Origin of the sequence: Terrisphaera buseokensis (assembly GCF_047521145.2) — a bacterium.
Taxonomy (GTDB): Bacteria; Verrucomicrobiota; Verrucomicrobiia; order Opitutales; family Opitutaceae; genus ER46.
Window position 1 is genome coordinate 6,271,556 of sequence record NZ_CM134186.1, and the last position, 24,571, is coordinate 6,296,126.

The 24,571-nt window shown below is 65.7% G+C and carries 18 protein-coding genes; 11 read left to right on the forward strand and 7 right to left on the reverse strand.

The genetic code is table 11. The features are described 5' to 3' along the window. The first annotated feature begins 84 nt into the window (after nucleotides 1-84). From ACLJEU_RS23635 to ACLJEU_RS23645, 3 genes are all read left to right on the forward strand, one after another. Complete coding sequence (locus tag ACLJEU_RS23635) at nucleotides 85-471, forward strand: response regulator (protein WP_414664058.1); 387 nt, start codon at nucleotides 85-87, stop codon at nucleotides 469-471. A gap of 24 nt (nucleotides 472-495) precedes the next feature. Then, entirely contained in the window at nucleotides 496-951 is a 456-nt protein-coding gene (locus ACLJEU_RS23640; protein ID WP_414664057.1) for a response regulator, read from the forward strand. A 144-nt stretch (nucleotides 952-1,095) separates the two neighbouring features. Further along, nucleotides 1,096-2,142: an LLM class flavin-dependent oxidoreductase gene (locus tag ACLJEU_RS23645; RefSeq protein ID WP_414664056.1), complete on the forward strand. Its 1,047-nt coding sequence runs from the start codon at nucleotides 1,096-1,098 to the stop codon at nucleotides 2,140-2,142. Between the two features lie 14 nt (nucleotides 2,143-2,156). Here the strand turns inward: ACLJEU_RS23645 and ACLJEU_RS23650 are convergent, their stop codons facing one another. Then, a complete protein-coding gene (locus tag ACLJEU_RS23650) occupies nucleotides 2,157-2,441 on the reverse strand; it encodes a YkgJ family cysteine cluster protein (RefSeq protein ID WP_414664055.1) in 285 nt (94 codons plus the stop codon). A 164-nt stretch (nucleotides 2,442-2,605) separates the two neighbouring features. Here ACLJEU_RS23650 and ACLJEU_RS23655 point away from each other — a divergent pair, with 164 nt between their 5' ends. The 3 genes from ACLJEU_RS23655 to ACLJEU_RS23665 all read left to right on the forward strand — a co-directional run bounded on the left by ACLJEU_RS23655 (nucleotide 2,606) and on the right by ACLJEU_RS23665 (nucleotide 6,881). Beyond that, nucleotides 2,606-3,991: a hybrid sensor histidine kinase/response regulator gene (locus tag ACLJEU_RS23655; RefSeq protein ID WP_414664054.1), complete on the forward strand. Its 1,386-nt coding sequence runs from the start codon at nucleotides 2,606-2,608 to the stop codon at nucleotides 3,989-3,991. Nucleotide 3,992: 1 nt separating this feature from the next. Then, on the forward strand, nucleotides 3,993-4,733 hold the full coding sequence (locus tag ACLJEU_RS23660; protein ID WP_414664053.1) for a response regulator transcription factor: 741 nt from the start codon (nucleotides 3,993-3,995) through the stop codon (nucleotides 4,731-4,733). A 639-nt stretch (nucleotides 4,734-5,372) separates the two neighbouring features. Further along, nucleotides 5,373-6,881 carry a sulfatase family protein gene (locus tag ACLJEU_RS23665; protein WP_414664052.1) on the forward strand — a complete coding sequence of 503 codons (1,509 nt, stop codon included), beginning with the start codon at nucleotides 5,373-5,375 and terminating at the stop codon, nucleotides 6,879-6,881. Between the two features lie 105 nt (nucleotides 6,882-6,986). Here the strand turns inward: ACLJEU_RS23665 and ACLJEU_RS23670 are convergent, their stop codons facing one another. From ACLJEU_RS23670 to ACLJEU_RS23685, 4 genes are all read right to left on the reverse strand, one after another. Beyond that, nucleotides 6,987-7,526 carry a hypothetical protein gene (locus tag ACLJEU_RS23670; RefSeq protein WP_414664051.1) on the reverse strand — a complete coding sequence of 180 codons (540 nt, stop codon included), beginning with the start codon at nucleotides 7,524-7,526 and terminating at the stop codon, nucleotides 6,987-6,989. Between the two features lie 29 nt (nucleotides 7,527-7,555). Continuing rightward, entirely contained in the window at nucleotides 7,556-8,167 is a 612-nt protein-coding gene (locus ACLJEU_RS23675) for a hypothetical protein (RefSeq protein WP_414664050.1), read from the reverse strand. Nucleotides 8,168-8,377: 210 nt separating this feature from the next. Then, nucleotides 8,378-9,568, reverse strand: coding sequence for a PQQ-dependent sugar dehydrogenase (locus ACLJEU_RS23680; RefSeq protein WP_414664049.1), 1,191 nt, complete (start codon nucleotides 9,566-9,568; stop codon nucleotides 8,378-8,380). Between the two features lie 114 nt (nucleotides 9,569-9,682). Continuing rightward, entirely contained in the window at nucleotides 9,683-11,257 is a 1,575-nt protein-coding gene (locus tag ACLJEU_RS23685) for an outer membrane protein assembly factor BamB family protein (protein ID WP_414664048.1), read from the reverse strand. A gap of 103 nt (nucleotides 11,258-11,360) precedes the next feature. Between ACLJEU_RS23685 and ACLJEU_RS23690 the strand changes: the two genes are divergently transcribed. Further along, on the forward strand, nucleotides 11,361-11,870 hold the full coding sequence (locus ACLJEU_RS23690) for an SRPBCC family protein (RefSeq protein WP_414664047.1): 510 nt from the start codon (nucleotides 11,361-11,363) through the stop codon (nucleotides 11,868-11,870). A 45-nt stretch (nucleotides 11,871-11,915) separates the two neighbouring features. On the opposite strand, the gene ACLJEU_RS23695 is transcribed toward ACLJEU_RS23690, so the two are convergent. Next, on the reverse strand, nucleotides 11,916-15,131 hold the full coding sequence (locus ACLJEU_RS23695; protein ID WP_414664046.1) for a TonB-dependent receptor: 3,216 nt from the start codon (nucleotides 15,129-15,131) through the stop codon (nucleotides 11,916-11,918). Nucleotides 15,132-15,559: 428 nt separating this feature from the next. Between ACLJEU_RS23695 and ACLJEU_RS23700 the strand changes: the two genes are divergently transcribed. The 3 genes from ACLJEU_RS23700 to ACLJEU_RS23710 all read left to right on the forward strand — a co-directional run bounded on the left by ACLJEU_RS23700 (nucleotide 15,560) and on the right by ACLJEU_RS23710 (nucleotide 21,074). Continuing rightward, complete coding sequence (locus ACLJEU_RS23700) at nucleotides 15,560-16,327, forward strand: RNA polymerase sigma factor (protein WP_414664045.1); 768 nt, start codon at nucleotides 15,560-15,562, stop codon at nucleotides 16,325-16,327. A 146-nt stretch (nucleotides 16,328-16,473) separates the two neighbouring features. Next, nucleotides 16,474-17,043, forward strand: a complete 570-nt coding sequence (locus ACLJEU_RS23705) for an SET domain-containing protein-lysine N-methyltransferase (RefSeq protein WP_414664044.1) — start codon at nucleotides 16,474-16,476, stop codon at nucleotides 17,041-17,043. Then, nucleotides 17,040-21,074 carry a non-ribosomal peptide synthetase gene (locus ACLJEU_RS23710; protein ID WP_414664043.1) on the forward strand — a complete coding sequence of 1,345 codons (4,035 nt, stop codon included), beginning with the start codon at nucleotides 17,040-17,042 and terminating at the stop codon, nucleotides 21,072-21,074. Before ACLJEU_RS23705 ends, ACLJEU_RS23710 begins: the two co-directional genes overlap by 4 nt. 39 nt (nucleotides 21,075-21,113) lie before the next feature. On the opposite strand, the gene ACLJEU_RS23715 is transcribed toward ACLJEU_RS23710, so the two are convergent. Beyond that, complete coding sequence (locus ACLJEU_RS23715; protein ID WP_414664042.1) at nucleotides 21,114-22,502, reverse strand: restriction endonuclease; 1,389 nt, start codon at nucleotides 22,500-22,502, stop codon at nucleotides 21,114-21,116. A gap of 140 nt (nucleotides 22,503-22,642) precedes the next feature. Here ACLJEU_RS23715 and recQ point away from each other — a divergent pair, with 140 nt between their 5' ends. Next, nucleotides 22,643-24,484, forward strand: a complete 1,842-nt coding sequence (recQ, locus tag ACLJEU_RS23720) for a DNA helicase RecQ (RefSeq protein WP_414664041.1) — start codon at nucleotides 22,643-22,645, stop codon at nucleotides 24,482-24,484. The last annotated feature ends 87 nt before the right edge of the window (nucleotides 24,485-24,571 follow it).

Genomic DNA, 24,571 nt, shown 5'->3' on the forward strand with positions numbered 1-24,571 from the left:
ATTTCGGGAAAGTCCCATTTCTTTCGCTTTGCTCCCGTGCACTCACAGGCGTTCTTAACGCTAAAACACGTGGAGACCCATTTCATGCCCGAGCGATTTCTCATTGTAGACGACGACGACGACAGCACCTTTCTCGCCTGCAGAAATCTGCAGAAAATCTTTCCGCAAGCGACCGTGGAGCACGTTCAATCCGGCCCCGCCGCCCTCGAGTTGCTGCGCGTGCAGGCCTTCACCGCGATTGTGACCGACTACCGGATGCCGTGGATGGACGGTCTGACCCTGGTGCGCAAAATTCGGGAAATGCATCTCGACGTGCCCATCGTGATGCGCACCGCGATGGAAGGGATGGAAAAGGCCGCGCAGTCCGCGGGCGTCGATTACGTGCTGCCCTGGTTTCGCTGGCGCGATCTCGGCGAAGTCGTGAAGGAGTTGATCCATTGCCACGCCGCGGCGCCCGAGTCCCGGCCTTGAGCCGACCGGCCGCCAACCCCGCCGATGCGCCCGATTCTGATCGTCGATGACAATCCCGAGGCGCTCGCGCTGACGCAGCACGCGCTGGCTTGTGCGGGCGTGAAGGCGCGCCTCGATGTCGTGCAGGACAGCCGCCGTGCGATCGCCTACCTCAAGGGCCGGCTCGCGCGCGGCGAGCAGACCTTGCCGCTGCTCACGTTTCTGGATTTGGAGATGCCCGGTTCGGGTCTCGAAGTGCTGCAGTGGATCCGACGGCAGCCGCGTCTGCGCCGGATGCTGCGCGTGGTGCTGCGGTCGTCGTTGCCGCGTCGCGACGGCTCCGCGCCGTCAGCCGCAGCCGCCTCCGTCCCCTCCGCGTCGTTCCGCGCCGCGCCCGGCATCCGCACAATCTTCCAACTCGCCAACGCCGTGCTGTCGGTGGACGAGATTGAGGCGTTGGTGTTGTCGGGCCTGCCGGCGACCGTCGAAGCCGCTCCCTGACGGGAGAGCGGCGCTGGCGACGCCTCGCCTGCCGCGGCCGGACGGCCAGCGCGCACTTGTCGCGCTCGCGCCCTTGGTTGAGGGTGGCCGGCACGTCACCGTCCACCGTCACGCGATTTCCACTTCCTTCCTGTTTACGCTCCCATGCAGATCGGCATCGACAGCTTCGTCCCGACCACTCCCGCCACCGGCTCCACGGCGGATTCCAGCGCGGCCACGCGCATCAGCGAGCTCCTGGAACAGATCGCACTCGCCGATCAGGCGGGCCTCGATGTATTCGGCATTGGCGAACACCACCGGCCGGATTTCCTGGCCTCGGCGCCGGCCGTGATTCTGGCCGCAGCCGCCGCACGCACGAAGCGGATTCGGCTGGCCAGTGCCGTGACGGTGCTGAGCTCCGACGATCCCGTGCGGGTGTTTCAGGATTTCGCCACGCTCGATTTGATTTCCCAAGGGCGCGCCGAGATCATCGTGGGGCGCGGCTCGTTCATCGAGTCGTATCCGCTTTTCGGTTTCGATCTCGACGACTACGACGCGCTCTTCGCGGAGAAACTCGATCTGTTGTTGAAGCTGCGGACGCAGACCGAAGTTCACTGGTCGGGGAAACACCGCCCGCCACTCACCGGTCAGGGCGTTTACCCGCGTCCGCTGCAAAATCCCCTGCCCGTCCGCCTCGGCGTCGGAGGCACGCCGGCGTCCTTCACGCGCGCCGGCACGCTGGGCCTGCCGCTGGTCCTCGCGGTCATTGGCGGCGAGCCGCATCGGTTTCGACCGCTGGTCGATCAGTACCGCGCGGCCGGTGCCCGCGCCGGACATGCGCCGGAAAATCTCAGCGTCGGGATTCACGCGATCGGTTTCCTCGCGGATACGACCGAGCGCGCGGTCGAGGATCTCTATCCCTGCTACGCGAAGGCGTTCACCCAGATTGGCCGGGAGCGTGGCTGGCCGCCGGTGACGCGGGCGCAATACGACGCGGCGCGCAGCCCGACGGGCGCGCTCATGGTGGGCGATCCCGAGGCCATCGCGGAAAAAATCCTCCACGTGAACCACGCGCTCGGGGGCATTTCTCGGCTGACCCTGCTGCTCGGCGTCGGCCCGCTCGACCATCGCAAGATGATGCGCGCCATCGAACTCCTCGGCACCCGGGTCGCGCCGCTCGTGCGGCAGGGACTTGCGGCCGCGTCAGCGTGATGCGAGCCGTCGTCTCAGTCGCGGCTGAAGCCCGTGGGCGCCGGATCGGGCAGCGTCGCCAGCTCCATCGCCGCGAGCACGGCCAGCGCCTCTTCGCGGTGCGACCCGCACATGCTCTCGCTCGCGCGCAGACTGGCGCACACGCGTGGCCGCTCTGGCCGGCCGAACAAGGCGCAGCGGAAATCCGGCAGCAGTTGCACGCAACGCACTCCCGCCGGCTTGCCATGGGGCATGCCGGGAATCGGGGAGGAAATCGACGGCGCGATGCAACACGCACCACAACCGGAACGGCAGTCCATCGCGGCATCCTCCGGTGCCGGGCGGCGGACGCAAGCCGGCCGTCGGGCGAAGCCCATTTCCGTTCATCGACGCGGGAAGTGCGGATGAATCCGCGAAGCCGCATTGACCGCGCGGCGATGCACCACCACGCTGTTCTTCCGCCGACGTCTTCTGCGGATCGCTCATGAATATCACGGACGAGATCCCGCCAGTCAGCAGCCTCCGGCCCAAGATGGCGGAGATGTCGCGCCGGCCGACCACGGCCAGCATTGTGCGCGTGCTGGTCCTGGATGACAACGAGGACGACTTTTCCTTCGTCAAAATCCTCCTCGGGAAAAGCCAGATGTGCACGTATCAGCTGGAGTGGGCGCCGACGGAGTCGGCCGCGCTCACCGCCGTGCAGCAGGGCCGTTTCGATGTGGGGCTGTTCGACTACAAGCTCGGCGGCACAACCGGACTGGAAACCCTTCGCGCGCTGCAGAACCAGCAGTGCGACATTCCGATCATTCTTCTGACCGGTTCGGAAAATCCCGAGATCGATCAGGCGGCCCTGGACGGTGGCGCGGCGGACTATCTCTGCAAACGCTCGCTCGACACGACCCGCCTCGAACGCGCGATCCGTTACTCGATCAATCACGCGCAGATGCTGTCGGCCCTGCGCGAAAGCCAGGCGCAGCTGCAGCTGTTCATGCGCAGCGTGCCGTGCGCGGTCTGCATCTTCGACGACCGCGGCGCGATCCTCTTTCAGAACGAGATCTTCAAGCAGTACTTCTCGGTGCAGGGCGTCATCGCCGCGCGCAAACTCACCTCGGCCTCGAACGGCCCCACGCAGTATTCCCACGGCAACCGCCACTGGCTGATCACCACGTTTCCGATGGTCGAGCGCAGCGGGCGCAACCTGCAGGGCCTTGCCGGCATCGACATCACGCAGCGCCGGTTGGTCGAACGCGAGCTGCTGCGCGTGAGCGATGCGGAGAAGAACCGGATCGGCAGCGACCTGCACGATGGTCTGGGCCAGTATCTCACCGGCATCTCCTGCCTCAGTGCGGCGCTGCGGGATAAGTTGCAGAGCCAGCGGCGGGACGAGGCGTCGGACGCCGCGACCATTTCCTCCCTCGTACAGGAGGCGATCGCGCAGACGCGGGCGCTGGCCCGTGGCCTTTGTCCGGTCCAGCTGCAGACCAGCGGTCTGGAAACCGTGCTCGAGGACCTGACGTTTCAGGTGCACCGGTTGCACGGCATCGAGTGCCAGCTGGAGACGCGCGGGAGCGTCGAGGTTGAAACGAGCGTGGCGTTGCACCTTTATCGCATCGCGCAGGAGGCGATCAACAACGCGGTCAAGCACGCGGCCGCCAAGCACATCACGGTCACGGCCGATTTCTCGCGCGAGACCAAGGTGCTGATCATCGCCGATGACGGCTGCGGCTTCGATCCGAATGTCGAGCACGGCCCGAGTTCCGGCATGAGCCTGATGCCATATCGGGCGGCCATGATCGGCGGCACCCTCACCATTACGTCCGGCGCCAATGCCGGCACCCGGGTCGAATGTCGGTTCGTTTATCCCCTTTAGCATGAAAACCAAGACCGCCCCCAAGTCCGTTGCCGCTGCAACGGCCACGGCGCCCGCCCTTCCTGATTCCGCTCCGGCCGCCGTGTCGCACAAGCTCAAGGTGCTGCTCGTGGACGATCATCCCATCACGCGCCAGGGCATGAAGGCGCTCGTCAACCAGCAGCCCAATCTCGAGGTCTGCGGCGAGGCTGACAACGCACCGTACGCGATCGAACTGGTCGGCAAACTCCAGCCCGACCTGGCCATCGTGGACATCGCGTTGAAGACCACCAACGGCATCGAGCTCACGAAGAACATCAAGGTGCAGGCGCCGAATCTGCCCGTGCTGATCGTGTCGATGCACGACGAGGGCCTCTACGCCGAACGCGCGCTGCGGGCCGGGGCCATGGGTTATTTGATGAAGCAGGAAGCCGGCGAAAAGATCATCGCCGCCATCCAGCGGCTGCTGCAGGGCGAGATTTACCTGAGCGACAAGATCAAGGAGAAGATGCTGCACCGCTTCGTGAACAAGAAGGGCGACAACATGGTGTTCTCCATCGACACGCTGAGCGATCGCGAGATGGAGGTCTTCCAGCTGATCGGCAACGGTTACAGCACGCGCCAGATCGCCCAGAAGCTCAGCCTGAGTTCAAAAACCATCGATTCGTACCGCGAGCATTTGAAGTTGAAACTCAACCTCGAATCCGGCGCGGATCTCGTCCGCCACGCGATTCAGTGGGCCCGCAACGAGGGCAGCATGTAACGCGGCCCGGACCGCAACGCTCACGCCCGCGAACTCCGGCGGGGACGCGGGGCTTTCGGCGCGTGGCCGACGTGAAAGCCTTCCTTGTCTTCGAATCCTTCCGGCGCACTGCGTGACGCCAGCAAGGCTATGACACCGCCTCCGAGCAGGGCCGCGAGTCCGAGGATTACCATGATGATTATCGCCACAGTCGCGAAAGCGTACTGATGATGGGACGGGCGGAAGGCCCGCAGGGTTTGCGCAACCGCGAAAAAAACGCGGCGCAAGGGATTTCCTCCGCGGAAGTGCGGAAGAAAAAGCGGAAGGAGTTCTGACCGCCAAAAGCGAAAGTCATCGGGGTGATGCGCCCGCCCGCGCGGGAAACACCAAGGGTGCCCACAGCCGAGTCCCGAACCGGCTGCGACGTCAATGCCTTTGATGCGAAATCGATCAGAATCCGCTGCGTGCCATCACGCCGGCAGTCCGCGCCTCCTCCGAAATGCGGCGACGATCAGATCGGTCGTTGAATCGAATCTCGTCGCGACGCGCCCCAGCGCGGCCCATTCGACCCTTGTATCGATCGGAGGGATTCACACGGTTGCCGGAGCTGCGGATCCTTTTGCGATCCCTCCGTCAGTCGGACCCCGACCCCTTCATCCCATGCGTACCAGGCTTCTTGCTCTTGTGCTCGTCTTGTCCGGTGCCGCCTGCGCGGCGGCCGTGTCATCTCCGGCGGCCCCGACGGCCGACCGGCCCAACATCGTCCTCCTGATGGGCGACGATCACGGTTGGGATGAAACGGGCTACAACGGCCACCCCTACCTGAAAACCCCCGTCCTCGATCAGATGGCGGCGTCGGGGCTGCGGCTCGATCGCTTCTACTCCGCGGGCTCCAGCTGTTCTCCCACCCGCGGCACGGTGATCACCGGTCGTCACCACAATCGTTACGGCACGTTCGCGCCGGGCTACTCGCTGCGACCCGAGGAAACCAGCGTTGCCCACCTGCTCCGCAAGGCCGGCTATGCCACGGGTCACTTCGGCAAATGGCATCTCGGACCCGTCAAGGCGGCGTCACCGACCAATCCCGGTGCCATGGGTTTCGACGAGTGGCTCTCGCACGATAATTTTTTCGAACTGAACCCGTTTTTTTCCCGCAACGGCGGGCCACCTGAACAGTTAAAGGGCGAGAGCTCCGAGCTGATCGTGGCTGAGGCGCTGCGCTTCATTGATCGCGCCAAGCAGAACCAGCGCCCGTTCTTCGTGGTGATTTGGTTTGGCTCTCCGCACGAACCCTACAGCGCCCTGCCCGCGGATCTGGCGCTCTACGACCAGCTCCCCACCTCGTTTGGCAATCGTCAGGTGCGGTTGACGTCGAACGAGACCGGCCGCCCCGTCCAACGCCTCCAACGCGAGGTGCTGCGGGAGCGTTTCGCGGAAATCACCGCGATGGATCGCTCAATCGGACAGCTCCGGACCCATCTGGGCGGCGCCGGCCTGCGCGCCAACACGCTGCTCTGGTACTGCGGCGACAATGGCACCCCGCAGGAAGCCGTGGCGACCGTTCCCTTCCGCGGTTACAAGGGCGCAATCTACGAGGGCGGCATTCGCGTTCCCGCCGTGATCGAGTGGCCCGCGGCGATCGCCCGGCCGCGTGCGAGCGACGTCAATACCGTCACGAGCGACATCCTGCCCACGCTCTGCGAACTTGCCGGACAACCCGTGCCGGCCCGACCGCTCGACGGCATCAGCCTCGTCGGGGTGCTGAAAGGCACCCTGGCGGAACGTCCCCGTCCCATCGGCTTCTGGAACGGACGCCCCCGCGCCCCCGCCAGCGCCACGCCCTACATCGATCCCGAGCTACAGAAGGGCACCACTCCGCTTGCGAAGCTCAGTGCCGAAGGTGCGACGCGGAACTTTCTGAACTACCGGCACCCTGACATCCAGGAGGGCGACTTCGCCGGCCCGCGCGCCATGCTCGGCAACCGCTACAAGCTCGTCATCGACGGTGAGCGCGCGGCCTCGCGGGAACTCTTCGACGTGCGCAACGATCCAGCGGAGAAGCACAACATCATCGCCACCCATCCGGACGAGGCGAAGCAACTCGAGCGGGCATTGCGCGACTGGCAGCAATCGGTGCTCCAGAGCCTCACGGGCGCCGACTATCGCTGACACACTCCGCCCACTCCGCACGACAGCATCGGCGCCACCCCGCGATCGCCCGAAGCCACGCACGAAGGCCAAATTCGCGTCCGTTCGCGTGATTCGCGGGAGCCGTCAGCGCCAGTGCCCCGGCACGAACACCAGCCGGCCGTTTTGCGTCTCGGAGTGCGCGGGCACGTAGGTATTGGCGAGCGGCGGCGGCACTTCCCAGCGTCCGCTCATCCACGTGTAGTTTCGTCCGTCGTAGATCCAGTAGCCGGCCACCCAGATCGCATTCGACGCAGGCTGCTGCGGAATGGCATCGACCGGCGTGGGCGGCGGCGCCGGCGGCTGCGCCCGGGAAACGCGATAGCCGCGATCGTCGGGCGTTTCATAGCGCCCGGGCGGGCGACCCGGCGCGCCGTAAATCGTACCGCGCTCCTGATCGACGTTGTTGCCGATCACGCCACCCGCCACCGCGCCCGCCGCCGCTCCGAGGATGGCGCCGCCGAAGGCGTCACCGCCCCGACTGTTGTGGCCAATGATGCCGCCCGCGAGCGCACCCAGCGCGCCGCCGGTGACCGCACCTTGTTCCGTGTTAGGACCGGTCCCGACGCACCCCGCGAGCACGGTGCATGCGGCCAGAAGCGGAATCACGACGATGGATTTATTCATGGGAAAAGCGGATGAGCGACGTCAGACGATCACCGGTGCCGGAAACCGCCCCGGGAATAACCGCCGCCGTGAAACGAGCGATAACCGAGCCCGAAGCTGAACGAGACCGGTGGATACCAGATGCCCGGATAATAATAGGGCGACGGTTCGTAGTAGATCACGCGCGGTGCCGTCTCATAGACGACCGCCGGAGGCGGCGAAACCACCACGACGCGCGGCGCAGGTGCCGTCGATGTCGATGTGGGTGCCGCGACGCCCGCCGGCGGCAGCGATTGATAGGCCACCGTCACTGCCTGGCCGCTCGCGTTGCGATAGAAGGCAATCAGCTGCGTCGACGTTTGGACGATACGCTCGACGGTCAGTCCTTGAGCGGCAGCGGCGGAGGTCAGGTCAGCCGGACTGGGCAACTGCGGCGTATAGACCGTCTGGCTCACGCGCGTCGGCGGAGACGTGTCGGACGAAAGTGCCGACTCGACCGACGCTGCCGTCGACGGCGTCGCCACGCTCGTCGCTGGCACGCCCGGAGCGGGCGAAGCGGGCTGCACGATGGCCGTGCTCCCGGCGGATTGCGCGTAAGCGACGCCGGTGCTGAGAGCGGCGACGATCGCGAGGGAAAGAGACGGTCGGAACAGGGGGCTCACCCTCCTTGCGACCGGGAGCAACACCCCAATGTGCCGTCATTCCATGTCTGAACTTTCTACACTGCGCCCGACTCCGCTAAGCCCGCTCAGGCAGCGCCAAGCGGCATCGGCGATTGCGCAAGTGAGCGTGTGCGCAGTCGCGACGTCCAAGCGGAACCGATACCCGGAATGACACCACCCCAGGTGGCGTGATGGCATTCCGACGCAGGGTTACTTGCCGACGTAACTCAGCCGGTAAACCTTGTTGCCGAAGTCGTCGCTGAAGAGGAGCGAGCCATCCGGCGCCTGGGTGCAATCCGCGGGCCGGCCGAGAATCTCGGTCCCGTTCTTGAGGAAGCTCACCATCTTCAATTCACCGTAAGGATGGCCGTTTTCGAAGAGGAGGCGCGAAACGCAATAGCCCACCTTGGCACTCGCGTTCCAACCACCCTTGAACGCGACGAAGAGATCGCCGCGGGCGTTCGGGAACTTGTCGCCGTTGTAGAAGGTGAGCGAATTCGCCGAGCTGTGCGCCGGCAGGAGCCACTCGGGCACGGTGGTCATCTTCGCGTATTCCATCAGGCGCGGCTCATTCAGGAAATTCAGGTTGGGCTGATTCTTGCCGAGAATCCATGGGTGCCCGTAGAAGCCGCCCTCGACATAATGATTCAACTCCGCCGGCGGATTGTGGTCCGTGATCGGCTGGCCGAACTTCTTCTCCCCCTCGAGCTTCGCGGCCATGTTGTCGATGTCGTGATCGACGCCCCAGAGTTCGTCGGTGCCGGGACGGACCGAGAATTTCTCCGTGTTGCGAATGCCGGACGCGAACAGCTTCTTGTCCGACCCGTCGAGCGCGAAGCTCCAGATCTTTTTCCGCTCGGACGCCTCGATGGGTTCGTCGGTGGCATTGGTCTGGTCGCCGACATGCGTGTAGATGCGTCCCTTGTGAATCAACAGGGCGCGCCACATGTGACCGCCGCGGGCTCCCGTCGGCAGCAGGTCGGGGCCGATCACCTGGACTTCCTCATCGGCCTTGCCGTCGCCATTCGTGTCGCGCGCCTTGCTGATCCCGTTCAACTGCGCGAACCACAGCCAGCCGTCGTGCCACTGCACGCCCTGCATGATGCTGCTCGGCTCCTTGCCCGCGACGAACGGCGTCTGCGTCTCATACGTGCCGTCACCATTCGTGTCGCGGCACGCGATGATTTTTCCTTCCTTCGGCACGCTGACGAACAGCGTGTTGTCCGGACCAAACGCGAGGAAGCGCGGCGTCTTGATGCCGTCGACCGCCACCGAGAGCGTGTAACCGTCGCGGACCCAGACGCCCGCCGGGACATCGGCGGCCCGGGTGGACGACGCACCCGTCAGCGACAAAGCGATCGCCACAGCGGCAATCGAAGCGAAAAAGCGAGAGGAGTTCATAGGGGCGATAACAAGCCAGTTGGGGAGCGGACGCATTCCGGGATAGGCGAGCGCGCGCGGCGAGGCAACGCCCAAGGTTTCGCGCGCGTGGCGGACTTCCTCATCGCCGCCAACTCAGCGCGCCGCGATCGCGTACAGGTGCGTCATGGTGCCGATGTAGATCACGCCATTCGCCGCCGTCACCGTGGCACTGATCTTCTCGGGAAACGTGTGCTGGAAGAGCACGCGCTTCTCGCGTTCCGCGGCGAACACCCAGAATTCGCCGGTGCGCGTGCCGACGTACACCTTGCCGTCCGCGACGTACGGCGACGCCCAGAACAGTCCGCCGCAGGGATGCGTCCAATAGGGCTTGCCGGTGACGGCGTCGACGCAGTGCACATTCTTCGCGGTATCGGTGGCAAACACCAGCCCGTCGACCACCGCGGCCGTGGTGAGCGTGTGCTGCACCAGCGGATACGACCAAACCTCGGTCGGCCCCGCGCCCACGTTCGCACGGGTCAGGTCCACGCACTTGAGCCAGGCGGCGTTCTTCCCCCAGAACACATCGCCGCCGCCCGCGACGTACATCCGGCCGTCGAGCACCACCGGCATGCCGTAGATGTTGCTCGGCCCTTCGCGGCGGTTCTGCGTGAAACGATGAACGCCGTCCTTGGGCGACGAGGGATCGAGATCGTACTGGAACGTCTTCTCGAGCGTGCGCGGCGCGGCGGTCTCAGGCGCACCGGTAATCGGCTTGAAGCCGTACACGATGCCGTTGCCGCCGGCGAAGACGATGCGGGGCTCGCCGTTCACGACCGCGGCCGCGGGTGAGGACCAAGTTGCGTGGAAAATCGCCGGCGCGATACCCTCGCGATCGCGGGCCACGTAGCGGCCGGTACGCTTGTCGATCACCACGAGGCTCGGCGCATCCGGCGTGTGAATTTTCCGGTGAGTGTTGTCCACGCCGGTCGAGGTGTTGACGTAGAGATAATCCCCAAGGATGAGAATCGAACTGCAGGCGGCATCGTGCGGCCACGTGCCGGCCTGGGCGACGAGATCGAAGGCCCACACGATGTCCGCATCCAGCGGTCCGAGTTGCACCGGCTCGCGATCGAGCGGCCGCAGACCCGGCTCGGGCTGGATCGCGGCACCCGCGACGGCCCTCGGCGCGGCGCCGGAATTTCGGCGTGGCGTGAAGTAGGCCGCCTCGTCGCGAAACGGCCCGGCGTTGCCGTCGGCGAGTCCGCGCACGTCGAGGCACAGCACCACCCCGCGGTTATCTAGGACGTAGGCGCGATCGCCCTCGACCGTGACCGTCGACGAGATGCCGCACTTGGGCCAGTCGAAGTACGGATCCTCCTCGCGCTTCGGCACCACGAGCTGCCAGAGCAGCGAACCGTCGCGCTCGGAGAAACACATGACCACGCCCCGATCGCCCGGGTGCCGGGGATCGCGCGGCTCGCCATTGTTCGTGCCGATGAAAACGCGCCCGTCGGCGATCACCGGCGTGGAGTGCGACTCCGTGCCGAGCGCGGCCACCCATTTCACGTTCCTTCCCGTCGCGACATCGAAGGTGGCGGGCAGTCCCCGTTCGGCGGATACAAGATTGCGCGACCACGCCGTGCCCCACTGCGGTTGGTCGGCGGAAAACGCCGGTGCCGCACCCAGCACGGCCACTACCAGGGGAAGCGAGCGGGGAAGGCGCGGCATGCGGTAGAAGTAGCCGGCGTGGCCGGCAAATGGCAATCGCCGGCTCGCGCCCCACGCCGGTCCGTCGCTGCATCCGCCCGCACTCCTCAATCGTTGCAACACCGTGATCCACTCCTTCAGCCGTGAGCAGTACGTCCCCGGTGACCCGGCACAGACCTGGGCGTTTTTCGCCTCGCCCCACAATCTCGATCGGCTCACGCCGCCGGACCTGCGCTTCGCGATCGTCGGCGATGTCGCCCCGCGAATGTACGCGGGCCAGATGATTGAGTACCGGATCGGCGTCACGCCGGGTGTCACGACCCGCTGGCTCACGGAGATCACCCACGTGCGGGAGCCCCACTTCTTCGTCGATGAACAACGCATCGGCCCGTACCAGCTCTGGCATCACGAGCATCATTTCGCCGCCGCGGCGGACGGCCGCGGCGTGCACATGACGGATCGCATCACCTACGATCCCGGCTGGGGTCCGCTCGGCGGCATCGTCAATCGCGTGTGGCTGCGGCGACGACTCGCCGCGATCTTCGATTTCCGGGCGCGGGCGATCAGCGAGCTCTTTCCGTCCACACCGCCGCATGCGCCCCTGCCTTCAGGGCAGAAAAAAGCGGCCGCCTGAGGCGGCCGCTGGTTTCCTAAACGAGCGAAGCAAACGTCCGACGCCTTAGAACCTCAACCGGGCGCCGAACTGAATGCGCCAGCGGGACATCGTGTTGTCGTAGACGAACGAATCCGGACTAAAGGACGTCGGGCGGATCAGACCGGTCGCGCTGTAGCTGGCCTGCCCGATGAATTGCCGCCGGAACACATCATTCGTCTGCCGGAAGGCCTCTTCATAGTAATTGAAGAGGTGGTTATTGAGGAACGAACCGAAGTTGATCCAGTCGGCGAAGACCTCGAGTTCAAACGTGCGAACCTGCAGCGGGATCGTCTGCGAGACGTGCAGATCCAGCTTGTTGACCCACGGCTGCCGGTAGGAATTTTTCGGCGCGACGCCACCTGCGTAGCGCGAGAGGCCGCTGGATTGGATGAAGGAAAACATCGCCGCGGATTGCGCTGCCGTCAGGCCGCTGAAGTCGAAACGCGGGTCGTTGGGACCGCTGGGCACGGCAATGGCGTCGTTGGACTGGCCGTCGCCGTTGAGGTCGTTCGCGTAGATCCAGCTGAAGGGATTGCCACTGCGACCTTCATAGCTGAGCGAGATCAGCGTCTTCGCCTTCTTCCAGAAGCGGAACTCGCGGCGGGCGCCGACCAGCACGCGGTCGCGAATCTCGAAGTCGGACGTACCGTTTTCCACGACACTCTGGTTGAAGATCACGTTGCGCTGCCACTGGCCGGAGGCGGTGGTCTGGCCGACGGCCTGCGCCTCGGTCGAGCGACCGCGGGTGTAGCTCACATCGAACGCCCAGCTGTTCTTCATCGGGCGCGACCAGGAGATCGATCCGTAGCTGGAATAACCCGCACTCACGTTCTTGAGCCGGTAGATATCGGTGAAGGCACCGAAACGAGCATTGGCCAGCGTGCTCGGGTTGCCGGCGTAGCGCTGGCGTCCGTCCGCGCCCAAGGTCGTGGCCCGGATGTTTTCGTTGGTGATGAACAGCGCCTGATCGATCCGGGTATGGATGAACTCGATCGTGAGCGTGCTCGAAAGAAACGGCAGCTGGCGATCAATGGCGATGTTCCCACGCCAGACGGACGGCAGCTTGATGCCGGGGTCCGCGAAGTCGATTTGACGACGCAGCGACGGATTGTCCGTGCCGGTGCCAATCGGGTTGGCCGGATCAAACGTGCGCAGGTAGCTCGCGAAGGAGCCCTGTCCGGGATTATTCTGGCCAATCAGCGCGAAACTGCCCGCACCGATGTTGTTGTAGGAATTCGAGAACAACACCCAGGGAGCGCGTCCCACGAAATGTCCGACGCCACCACGCAGCTGGGTGCGGCGTTCCTCCTCGAGGGCCAGGTTGAAGCTGAGGCGCGGCGAGAGGTAGCTCTGGCCGTCGAGCGTGCCATTGTTGCGGAACCCGGAATCGTTCAGCAGTTGCTGATTCAACGCCGGCTTCTTTTCTGTCTCCGAGAACTCGTAGCGCAGGCCAAAGTTCACATTGAGGCGAGAGTTCACATTCCACTTGGCCTGGGCAAAGACGCCGTTGGTCGCAAAATCCGAGAGGTCGCCCACCGGCCGCAGTTTCGGGTCATACGCCGTCCGATCAATGCGGGCCGGCCGGTCAGCCACAAAGTCGGCCACGTTCGCAAAGGTGATCTGGCCGTAGGAGCCGGAACGGAACAGATTGTAGTAGTCGGTGTATTCGCGCTCGTAGCCGCCGGTGAACACGAAATTGCGGAAAAGATAATCAGCCACCGCGCTGTACTGTTTCGTCTCGACGCCGATTTCGTTACCCTGGCGATTCAGATCGGTGCCGGCCACCAAGAGACCGCCATTGGTCGCGACGTTATTCCGGGTCAGTCCGGTCACACCGTAAATCGAAACCTCGGGCGCAATGGTGTTCACGGGCGTGATCTGCGGCTGCTCCACGGTGCCGAACTTGATCTCGGTCTTCAGGTTCGGGGACCACTGACTGAAGACCTGCGCGGTAAGATTCTTCTCCTGTCGTTCCTGCGAATAGAAATTGCTGTCAAACGCGGTCACGGCGTTGGCGTTTAACGACGGCACCGTGCTGGTGATCGTGCGGGTCGTGCTGACAAAACTGCCGAACTGGGGCACCAGGCCCTTGGTCTTGGAATAACGGACCGAGGCGCGGTGCCCGGAGGTGATGTTCCAGTCGAGCTTGGCGAGGAAGATTTCGTTGTTTGAAACATTCGACGCCGCGCCGCCCAAATCGCCCCATTGAATGCTCTTGCCCGACGCCGTGTTGTAGGCGGCAAACGCGCTCTTGATCGATGCAAGCTGGGTGGCGTCGACGCCGGTCATTCCCGTTGTGCTCGGCGGCGCGGTGCGAACGAACTTCTCGTAGTTGACGAAGAAGAAAAGCCGGTCCTTGAGGATCGGGCCGCCCAAGGTACCACCCTTGGTGATACGCTCCAGCTTCGGCACAAACTTGACCCCGGACGTCGCGCGGGTCGCCACGTCCTCGCCCTGCAGCTGCAGGGCGCCGAAATGATCGCCACTGAAATAGTAATACGCGGAGCCGCGGAACTGATTGGTTCCGCGCTTGGTGACGGCATTGATCGAGGCACCGGTGAAACCCGCCTGGCGGACATCGTACGGGGAAACCTGGACGGACAACTGCTCCAGCGTGTCCAGCGAGAGCGGATTGTAGAATGAAGCGAGGCCGGTGCCGTTGAGTCCGAATTGATCGTTGATGCGGCTGCCATCGATCTGAATCGAGTTATAGCGGTTGTTCTGACCAAGAGCCGTAATCTGAGCCTCTTCGCGATCACCCGAAAGCGAACGCAGCGTCACAAAAGTCGACGCGCTGATCAAATCAGCGAGGGAGCGCTGCGTGGTGGGCTTCGAAGCCAGCCGAGCGCTGTCGAACACGTTGCCCGCACCCACGGCGGAACTGTCGAGTTCGTTGGGAGCGGCCGCCACGACGAACTTCTCGAGGGTCACCACGTCCGTCGCCTGCAGGCCGAAGGACACATCGATGTCGGAGCCCAGCTGCGTCTCGACATCCTTCCTTTCAGCCGCGCGATACCCGCCGGCCGAGCTGGCCACCGTGTACGGACCACCGACGACCATGCCGCGAAAGTTATAGCGGCCGGATTCGTTCGTGGTGCCGCGATAGGTCGTGCCGGTCGGCACATGCACTGCGGTCACCGTGGCACCGGCCAATGCTTTGCCCGACGGATCGCGGACCACTCCGGTCATGCCCGACGTCACAACCTGCGCATGAAGGGCCGCCGCAAAAAGCAGGGCCATCGCCCCGCAAAGCATTCGATTCAACAGTTTCGATAGTTTCATCATGGTGTGTGTAGCTGGTTTGTCCCGGTGTCGGCCTTGCTGCCGGCACAACTGCAACGGTCGAGCTAGAGCCGGGCCAAAATGGAGGTCAAGTCCTTGCGGCCCGCCCGCAACCGGACTTTACGCACACGTAACATTCACCCGCCCCCGCTCCGGTCGGCGTTCGCACGGCGCGGCGGCGATGCAGGATGCACGGAGCCCGCCGCCCGATCCCGCACCTTGCACGACCGAAGCCCCCGCCTGAGCCATGGGAGATTTTACGGACGAAATCCTAAGCCGCATGCTGCAATGCGCTTAAGACTGCGGGGACGGCGTTGGCACGCGTCAAGGTAAGCAGAACGCGCCAGCGCCACGTCCTGGCGCCTGGATTACAACCCGTTCACCTTATGATCGCACCGTCCCTCTCGCTCCCTTCGTTCCTACTTCCGACCCAGGGTTCGGATCAGCCGGCAGTCAGTGAACGTGCGGAAAAATCGGCCGCGTCGCGCCGGGAGGCGCTGCACGATGCGGAACTGGTGCGGCGCTTCAACGCCGGGGAGGAATCCGTCTTCGTGGAGATCATGACGCGCCATCGTGAGCGCATCTTCGCGATCGCGCTTTCGTTGCTGCGCAACCGGGCGGACGCCGAGGAAATCGCGCAGGACACCTTCATCCGTGCGCACCGCGCGCTCCCGCGGTTCCGCGGCGATTCCTCGCTGGCCACCTGGCTGCATCGCATCGTGGTGAATCTCGCGCGCAACCGGTACTGGTATTTCTTCCGCCGCCGCCGGCACGCCACCGTGTCGCTGGATTGCGCGCTCACGGACGACAGCTCCGTGACGTTCGCCGACGTTGTCGCCACCGATGCGCCCACGCCGGCGCGAGCCGCGGCCAACGGCGAGTTCTCCGCGCTCGTCACCGCGTGCATGGAGAAGCTCGATGCGCGTCATCGCGAGATCCTGCGTCATCGCAATCTGCTGAACCGCTCGTACGAGGAGATCGCGAGCGCCCTCGGCATCAACGTTGGCACGGTCAAGAGCCGCATCGCGCGCGCGCGGGCGAACCTTCGTTCGTTGATCGCGAAGACCTGCCCCGAGTTCGACGATGACGCCGCGCCGTCGGACTGGTTCGAAACGAATCGCGCCACCGGACGCGTGAGCACGGCCGCCGCATAGGAGAAAATGCCGTTGCATCCTGATTTCTGATACGCAGGAGACACCCCGCAAGCGATCGCGGCGGTCGATTGCGGTCACCGAAAGAAAATTCAATCCGTTGAAAAAGCGGATTCCTATACGCGTATTGCCCTGCTACAAGGTGGGGCATGGTCACGTTTTCCGCAGTTGAACCCCGGCCGCTTACCCCCGGCACAACACCCACGGCTGAGTCGAAATTTTCCGGCATCGTCGGCGTCGTACGCTCCGGCGGCGAGTTCCGCCTGATCGCGCTGCGCACGGTCGCCCCCGGCGAAAGGATGTTTCAGATCGAAGGGGAGAAGACGCACCGGCCCTCGCGCTATTCGGTGCAGATCGGCGAGAACCTGCACATCGATCTGAACCACAGCCACAGCACCGAGGAGGTGCTCGATCGTTATTTCTGGCGGTTCATGAACCACGGCTGCGAGCCCAACACGGCCATCCGCGGTCGCGACGTGGTCGCGGTGCGCACGATCCAGCGGTGGGAGGACGTCACGTTCAACTACAACTCCACCGAGCATGACATGGCCGAGCCGTTCGCCTGCCGGTGTGGCAGCCCCCGCTGCCACGGCACGGTGCGCGGATTCAAGTATCTGTCCCGGCAGGACCAGGAACGGCTGCGACCCAGCCTCGCGGCTCATCTGCTCCGCCATCTCGATCCCATCTCACCCGGGGTCGCGATGCCGGTCACGGCATGAGCGGTCCGGTGGCACCGGATTCCGTTCGGTCGGCGCAACGCAGCGTGGAACTTCACCTGCTGCATTCGTTTTTCGAGCGCGCGGCGGATCGCACGCCCGAACATCCGGCCATCGACGTGCCGCCCGGGCCGGATCGCCCCGTCCGTCGCGTCATTACCTATGACGCGCTGCGCCAGCAGGCCAACGTCCTCGCGCACGCGCTGCATCCGCTGGTCACCGGCGAAGGCATGGTGGCCGTGCTCCTGCCGCGCACGTCCGAACTGCTGTTCGGCGCCCAGCTGGCAATCCTGCAGGCAGGCGCTGCGTTTGCCTGCATCGATCCTTCTTTCCCCGACGAGCAGGTCCGGGAGATCCTCGCGGATTCGCGCCCGGTCGCGGTGATCACCAGTGCCGCGGGCGCACGACGACTCGACGCCCTCCGTCCCAGCGGCACCAGCATTCTCATCGCGGAAACGATCCTCGACTCGCACCCGCGGGCGACGCCCGCCCTGGCCGCGCCGGCGTGGCTTGCGCCGCATTCGCTCGCCTATGTGATCTACACGTCGGGCACGACCGGCCGCCCCAAGGGCGTGATGATCGAACACCGCAGCATCGCGAACCTCGTCGGCTCCGATCTCGCCGAGTTCAAACTCACCCCGCGCGATCGCGTGGCCCAGGGTTCGTCCGCCGCCTACGACTCATCGATTGAGGAAACCTGGCTGGCCCTCGCGGCTGGTGCGACACTCGTCGTGATGGACGATGACGCCGCGCGGCTCGGGCCGGATCTCGTCGCCTGGCTTCGGCGCGAACGCATCACGGTGTTGTGCCCACCGCCCACGTTGCTGCGCACGACGGGGTGCAATGATCCCGCCACAGCCCTGCCCGATTTGCGGCTGCTCTACGTGGGCGGCGAAGCGCTGCCGCCGGACGTCGCGAAACGCTGGGCGCCGGGTCGGCGCCTTGAAAACGGTTATGGTCCCACGGAGTGCACCGTAACGTCGCTGCGCACGCCGATCACCGCCGACGGCGAGATTTCCATCGGCCGGCCGGTGCCGGGGTTGGACGCGTGGGTGTTGAACGACGCGCTCGAGCCGGTACCGATCGGCGAGGCCGGTGAACTTTGTCTCGGCGGCGTCGGCCTCGCTCGCGGCTACCACGGCCGCCCGGATCTCACCGCGGAAAAATTTCCCCAGCACGCCCGGCTCGGTCGCATCTATCGCACCGGCGATCTGGTCGAGCAAACGCCATCGGGTCACTTTCTCTACCGCGGCCGGATCGATGCGCAGGTGAAACTGCGCGGCTATCGCGTGGAACTCGAGGCCATTGAAGCCCGGCTCACCGAGATTCCCGGCGTGCGCGAAGCGGCGTGTCACGTGCAGGGCGAAGGCGCGCGCCAGTTGCTGACCGCGTTTGTCGTGCCTGAGCATCCGCATTCGCCACCAGCGTTGGATCAACTCGCCCTGGTGCTGCGGAAAGTGCTGCCGGTGTACATGGTGCCCGCGCGCTTCGGTCTGCTCGATCAGCTGCCGCGCACCGTCGGTGGAAAAATCAACCGCCGCGCGCTGCCGGTGCTGGCGGACGACACCCCCGCCGCCGCGCGGCCCGTGGTCGCACCGCGCAACGCCCTCGAACGCACGCTGGCGAGCGTGTTTGCCAAGGTCTTCGAAGCTTCCACCGCGATTTCGATTCACGACGATTTTTTCCGCGACCTCGGCGGCGATTCATTGAGTGCGGCGGTCGTCACGTCGCTGCTCCGCGAAGATCCAGCCACGGCCTCGCTGACAGTCCGCGATCTCTACGAGGCGCGCACGATCGCCGAACTGGCGCAGCGCGCCAGCGACGGCGCGGTGGCCGCACCGGCGCCGCCGGAAGCAGCCCGGACGCAGGCGGGCAAGCCGGCGCTCGCGACGTTGCTCCAGACACTCTGGCTCGCCAAGGGCGTCGTGGTCGGATCGGTGACCGCCTACGTGGGGGCGTTTTTGATTCTGCCGCAGGTGACGCCAATCGTCGGCGTGCTGCCGCTCGTGTTCTTTGCACCCGTGGTCGCAGCTCTCGGGCTCGCTCTCTACGTACCGCTCTCGCTGCTGGCCGCCGTGCGGCTCAAGCGCCTCCTCATCGGTCGCTATGTGCCGCTGCGTGCGCCGGTCTGGGGCAGCTTCTACGTGCGCAACTGGATCGTCCAGCAGGCGGTCAAGAGCGTGCCGTGGTGGGTGATCGAGGGCACGGAGTTCCAATGCACGGCCCTGCGCGCGCTCGGCGCGACGATCGGTCAACGCGTGCACCTGCACCGCGGCGTCGATCTGTTGCAGGGCGGCTGGGACCTGTTGGAGATCGGTGACGACGTCACGATCAGTCAGGACGCCACCATCCGGCTCGTCGAACTCGAGGACGGTGCGATCATCGTCGGTCGCATCACGCTCGGTGCGGGCAGCACACTCGACATTCACGCGGGCGTGGGTGCCAACACGCACGTCGGTCCCCGCGCCTACCTGACCGCGTGGTCGTCGCTTTCGCGCGGCGGCAGGATTCCCGCCGGCGAACGCTGGGACGGGATTCCCGCGCATGCGGCGGGTGCAGCGCCCGACGCCCCTGAAATCAGAAAAGGGGAACGCATCCTTTCGCCGCGCGCCGCGGGTGTGCGCATGCTGACGGGACGCTTCGCGCTGCTGCTCGTGCTCGCCGCACCGGCGGAATTGCTGGCGGTCGCGCTGGCCGCGGGCGCTGGCATCGGCAGCGAACAGGTCACCCGGTGGCTGTTAAGTCCCACGTTCACTCTGCCGATCGCGCTCGCCGCGATCGCGTTCGCGGCGCTCGTCACTCCGCTCACCGTCGTGATGCAAGCCGTCGCCTGCCGCTTGATGGGCCGCGTGTCCGCGGGCGTCATGAGTCGCTGGAGCCCCGACTACGTGCGCGTCTGGCTTAAGACCGGCCTGGTGGATGCGGGCGGCCGCTGGCTCTACGGCACGTTGTTCTGGCCGACGTGGCTGCGGGTGGCCGGGATGAAAGTGGGCCGCGGCTGCGAAATCAGCGGATTGATCGATACGGTGCCCGAGATGGTCGAGATCGGCGCCGGCACGTTTTGCGCCGATGGCATCTATCTGGCCGGTCCACGGGTGCATCGCGGCACCGTGGCGATCGCGGCGGTGAAGTTGGGAGAGAACACCTTTCTCGGCAACGGCGTCGTGATCGCCGGCGGCCAGCAACTCTCCGACAACATTCTCATCGGTGTCTGCACGATCGCGGACGAAACCAGCATCCGTTCCGGCACGGCGTGGTTCGGGCACCCGCCGTTCGAATTGCCGCAACGCCAGGTGATCGCGTGCGATCACCGGCTCACGCACGCACCGTCGTCATTGCGTTACCTGAACCGGGTTTTCTGGGAGCTGCTGCGTTTCGCGCTGCCCGTGGCACCGGCGCTGGTGCTGCCGTTGTGGTTTGTCGCGCTCAACGCCACCGCGGGCGTGGTGCCGCTGCCACTTTTTATTCTCGGCGTGGTTCCGGCGATCAGCGTCGGTGCGATCGCGTCGCTCGTGGCGCTGGCCGTGGCGATCAAGTGGTCGCTCCTCGGCCGCGTGCAAAAAGGCACGCACGCGCTGTGGTCATGCTGGGCGAGCCGGTGGGACTTTGTCTGCATGGCGTGGAGTTATTATGCGCCCGGAGTGACCGCGGCGCTGGGCGGGACGCTCCTGCTGAGTCCGTTGCTGCGCGCCATGGGCGTGCGCGTCGGCCGGCGCGTCATTCTCGGCGGCGGCTTCGCCCAGGATCTGCCCGATCCGGACATGCTGACGATCGAGGACGGCGCGACGGTCGACTGTATGTTCCAGGCGCATACGTTCGAGGATCGGGTGTTGAAGATCGACCAGGTGATCATCCGGCGCGAGGCCTCGGTGGGGCGCAACGCCGTCCTGCTCTACGGCGCGGAAGTCGGCGCGCGCACCCGGGTCGCGGCCCACAGTGTCGTGATGAAACACGAGCGGCTGCTGCCCGGCCGGCACTACGCGGGCTTCCCGACGCGGCCGCAGCCGATGGAAACCGGCGCGAACGGCAGCTAGGCCCAAAGGCGGGCGGAGAATCTCGCGCGACTCACGCGGTCAGGCGCTCTTCTCGAGGACTTTCTCCAGCGCAATCGGCCCCATGTCGCCGAGCCGGGACAGCAGCAGGTGACCGTCGAAGAGCAACACGCGGTGCTTCATCGCGTATTCCCTCGCCTCGGCCGCAAAGCCTGACGGCGCGAAATACCAGCCGGTGGGCACGCCGTCCGCGGTCATCATGCCGAACAATTCCCGCAGCCGCCGCACGGTGATGATGCCGGCGTTGCCCGACGCGCAACACACGTAGGCGCGCGGGTGGTCGTCGCCTTCGCGCCGCAGCACGAGATCCTTTTCGCCATCGGGCGGCATCGTTTGCACCTGGAATCCGTCGCTCTCGGCCAGACGCACGGCCACGGCCCGCACGCGCTCGCGCGACCATTCGATGATTTCCTCGTAGGGCGGCAGGCCGCTCGCCGCGGCATCGATGCGCGCCGACACCACCACCGCCTTCGGCAGCGGCGGGGGCGTGATCCAATCACGCCACACCAACCAAAACAGCAGGGCCGCCGCCACCACGCCCACGGCCAGGGCCTTGAGCGCGAGTCCGGCGGAGGAAAAAAGACCCGCCGCCGCACTCGGCGCCCCCCGGCCCGGCGCGCCGCCCGCCGCCGGTCGCTCGGTGCCCGCCGGCAGCGGGGCGAGGCCGAGCAGATCGTGAGCGTCGCGCAAGGCCGCGATCACCTGCGCGCGAAAGGCGCCGCCCGGCTCCGGCCGCGCGACATCAATCTTCGCCAGCTTCTCGCCCGCGGGCGAGAGGATGAGCAGCGTGGGATACACCGTAATGCCAAGACGGAGACGCAGTGCCTGATGCTGTTCGCGTTCGGCGGGGGACGCCGGAATCTGATCGGACAGATCGGCGATGAAGAACGCGTACGCCGCGCCGAAGACGCGCGCGAATTCCGGATGAAGGATCACGTCGTCGTGCAACGGCGATCCGCGCCCCTGCCAGTCCGCGCCGGTGAACAGCGCGATGATGTTTCCGCCACGGCGCGTGGCCTCCCGGCCGGCCTCGTCGAAATTTGCGCGCCAGGCGTCCGCCGGCGTCGCGGCCCGGCGCGGTCCCGCAGCCGTTGCCTCGGCCGGCTCCGCCGCGCGCCGGGGTGCCGACGGCCACGGCACGTTGGGTTTGAATTCGATGCGCTCTACCCGGCCGCCATTGAGGGTCACGCGACCCTGCGGATAGGTGAGGATTTCCTTCGACCCCAGCTTCGACTGTCCGCTCGGCGGTCCGAACGTGTTGAGCACATGCTCCCGCGACGCCCCGGGGCCCAGCACGGTCCCTTCCGCTGCCGACGACAGCAGTGGCAGGGCGACGGCCAGCAGCCAGGCGCGACAGATCAGCCAATAACGCACATCTGTTTCAATCGGCCGGGACGTCAGGCGAAACACCCTATGGCGGGTAAAACATTCGCAAACGAGCGCGCCGGCAGACGCGGTGGGGCGTGATTTCACGCCCGATGTGGCGCCCCGGAATCCGGCGAAGATTTTCCGTGCCCTGCACCGGGGCGCGCGGCTAACTCCCGTGCTCCATGTCCACCGCCACGTCCGAACTCGACTTGCTGCTGAAGCGCACCTTCGGCTACGCGACCTTCCGGCCGCTGCAACGCGAGATTTGCGAGTCGGCGCTGGCCGGGCGGGATGTGTTTGCACTGCTCCCGACCGGCGGCGGCAAGTCGCTGTGTTTCCAGATTCCCGCGCTCATGCGCGGCGGCCTCACGCTGGTGGTGTCGCCGCTGATCGCGTTGATGAAGGACCAGGTGGACGCCCTGCAGGCCAGCGGCGTGGCGGCGACATTTCTCAACTCCAGCCTCGATGCCGACGAGGCGCGATCGCGGTTGCGCGGCCTGCACCGGAACGAATACCGGCTGCTGTACGCGGCACCCGAGCGGCTGCTGCTCGATGGCTGGGCCGAGAACCTGAAGAAGTGGAACGTGACCGCGCTCGCGATCGACGAAGCCCACTGCGTCTCGGAATGGGGCCACGACTTCCGGCCCGAGTACCGCCAGCTCGCCAAGCTGCGCGAGGCGCTGCCCGACATTCCCGTGATGGCCCTGACGGCCACCGCCACGGCTCGAGTCAGGACCGACATCATCAACCACCTCAAGCTGCGGCAGCCCGAGGTGTACGTCGCCAGCTTCAACCGCCCCAACCTCACGTACCGCGTGGTGCCGAAGGATCAGCCGCTGAAGCAAATCATCGAGTTCGTGCGCAAGCGCGAACACGAGAGCGGCATCATCTACTGCGCCAGCCGCGCCACCGCCGAACGCACCGCCGAGGCGCTCGCGGGCCGCGGCTTCGCCGCGAGGCCGTATCACGCCGGGTTGGACGCCGCCGAACGCGCCCGCAACCAGGAGCAGTTCCTGCGCGACGACACGCGGATCATGTGCGCCACGATCGCGTTCGGCATGGGCATCAACAAGCCGAACGTCCGGTGGATCATCCACCACGATCTGCCCAAGAACATCGAGGGCTACTATCAGGAGACCGGGCGCGCGGGCCGCGACGGCCTGCCGGGCGACTGCCTGCTGCTGTTCAGCGCGGGCGACATCGCCAAGCAGACGCACTTCCTAGACGAGATCACCGACGAGAAGGAACAACAGATCGCGCGCGCGCAGCTGCGGCAGATCGTCCACTACGCCGAGAGCGCCTCCTGCCGCCGGACGGAACTGCTCGGCTACTTCGGTGAGACGTTTCCCCTCGAGAACTGCGCCGCCTGCGACAACTGCGCGGAGCCGCGCGAGACGTACGACGGCACGATTCCCGCACAGAAATTCCTCTCGTGCGTGTATCGCATCCTGCAGAACAGCCGCTTCAGCGTCGGCATCAATCACCTGACCGAGGTGCTTACCGGCGCCGACACGGAGAAGATCCGCCGGTGGGGGCACGACCGCCTGACCACCTACGGCATCGGCCGCGATCTCCCGCGTCCGGCGTGGGCGGCCGTCGGCCGCGAACTCATGCGGCTCGGCTACATCGCCGTCGCCGAGGGCGAGTTCGCCACGATCGAACTCACGGAGGCCGGCATGAACGTGCTGCGTACCCGGCAACCCATTACGCTGACGAAGCCGATGGACCTGCCCAAAGCCAGGCGCGTCACGACCCGCCGCGAAGGCGACATCGCCTGTGACGAAATCCTCTTCGAGCGCCTGCGCACGCTGCGCAAGACGCTGGCCGACGAGCGCCGCGTGCCCGCGTACATCGTGTTCGGCGACACGACGCTCCGCGCCATGGCCCGGCACTACCCGGCCAGCACGGATCAGATGGAAGGCATCCCCGGCATGGGTGAGAAGAAGCGCGCCGAGTTCGGCGAGGTGTTTGCGGCCGAAATCGCCCGCTACCTCGAGACGAACTCCCGCATGGCGTTCGAGTAGGCTCCGCTCCGGCGATCCCTCCCGGCCCGTTCACCCCGAAGGGGATGAGTAACATTACTCGCTCGGAAAACTGACCCGCGGCTCAAG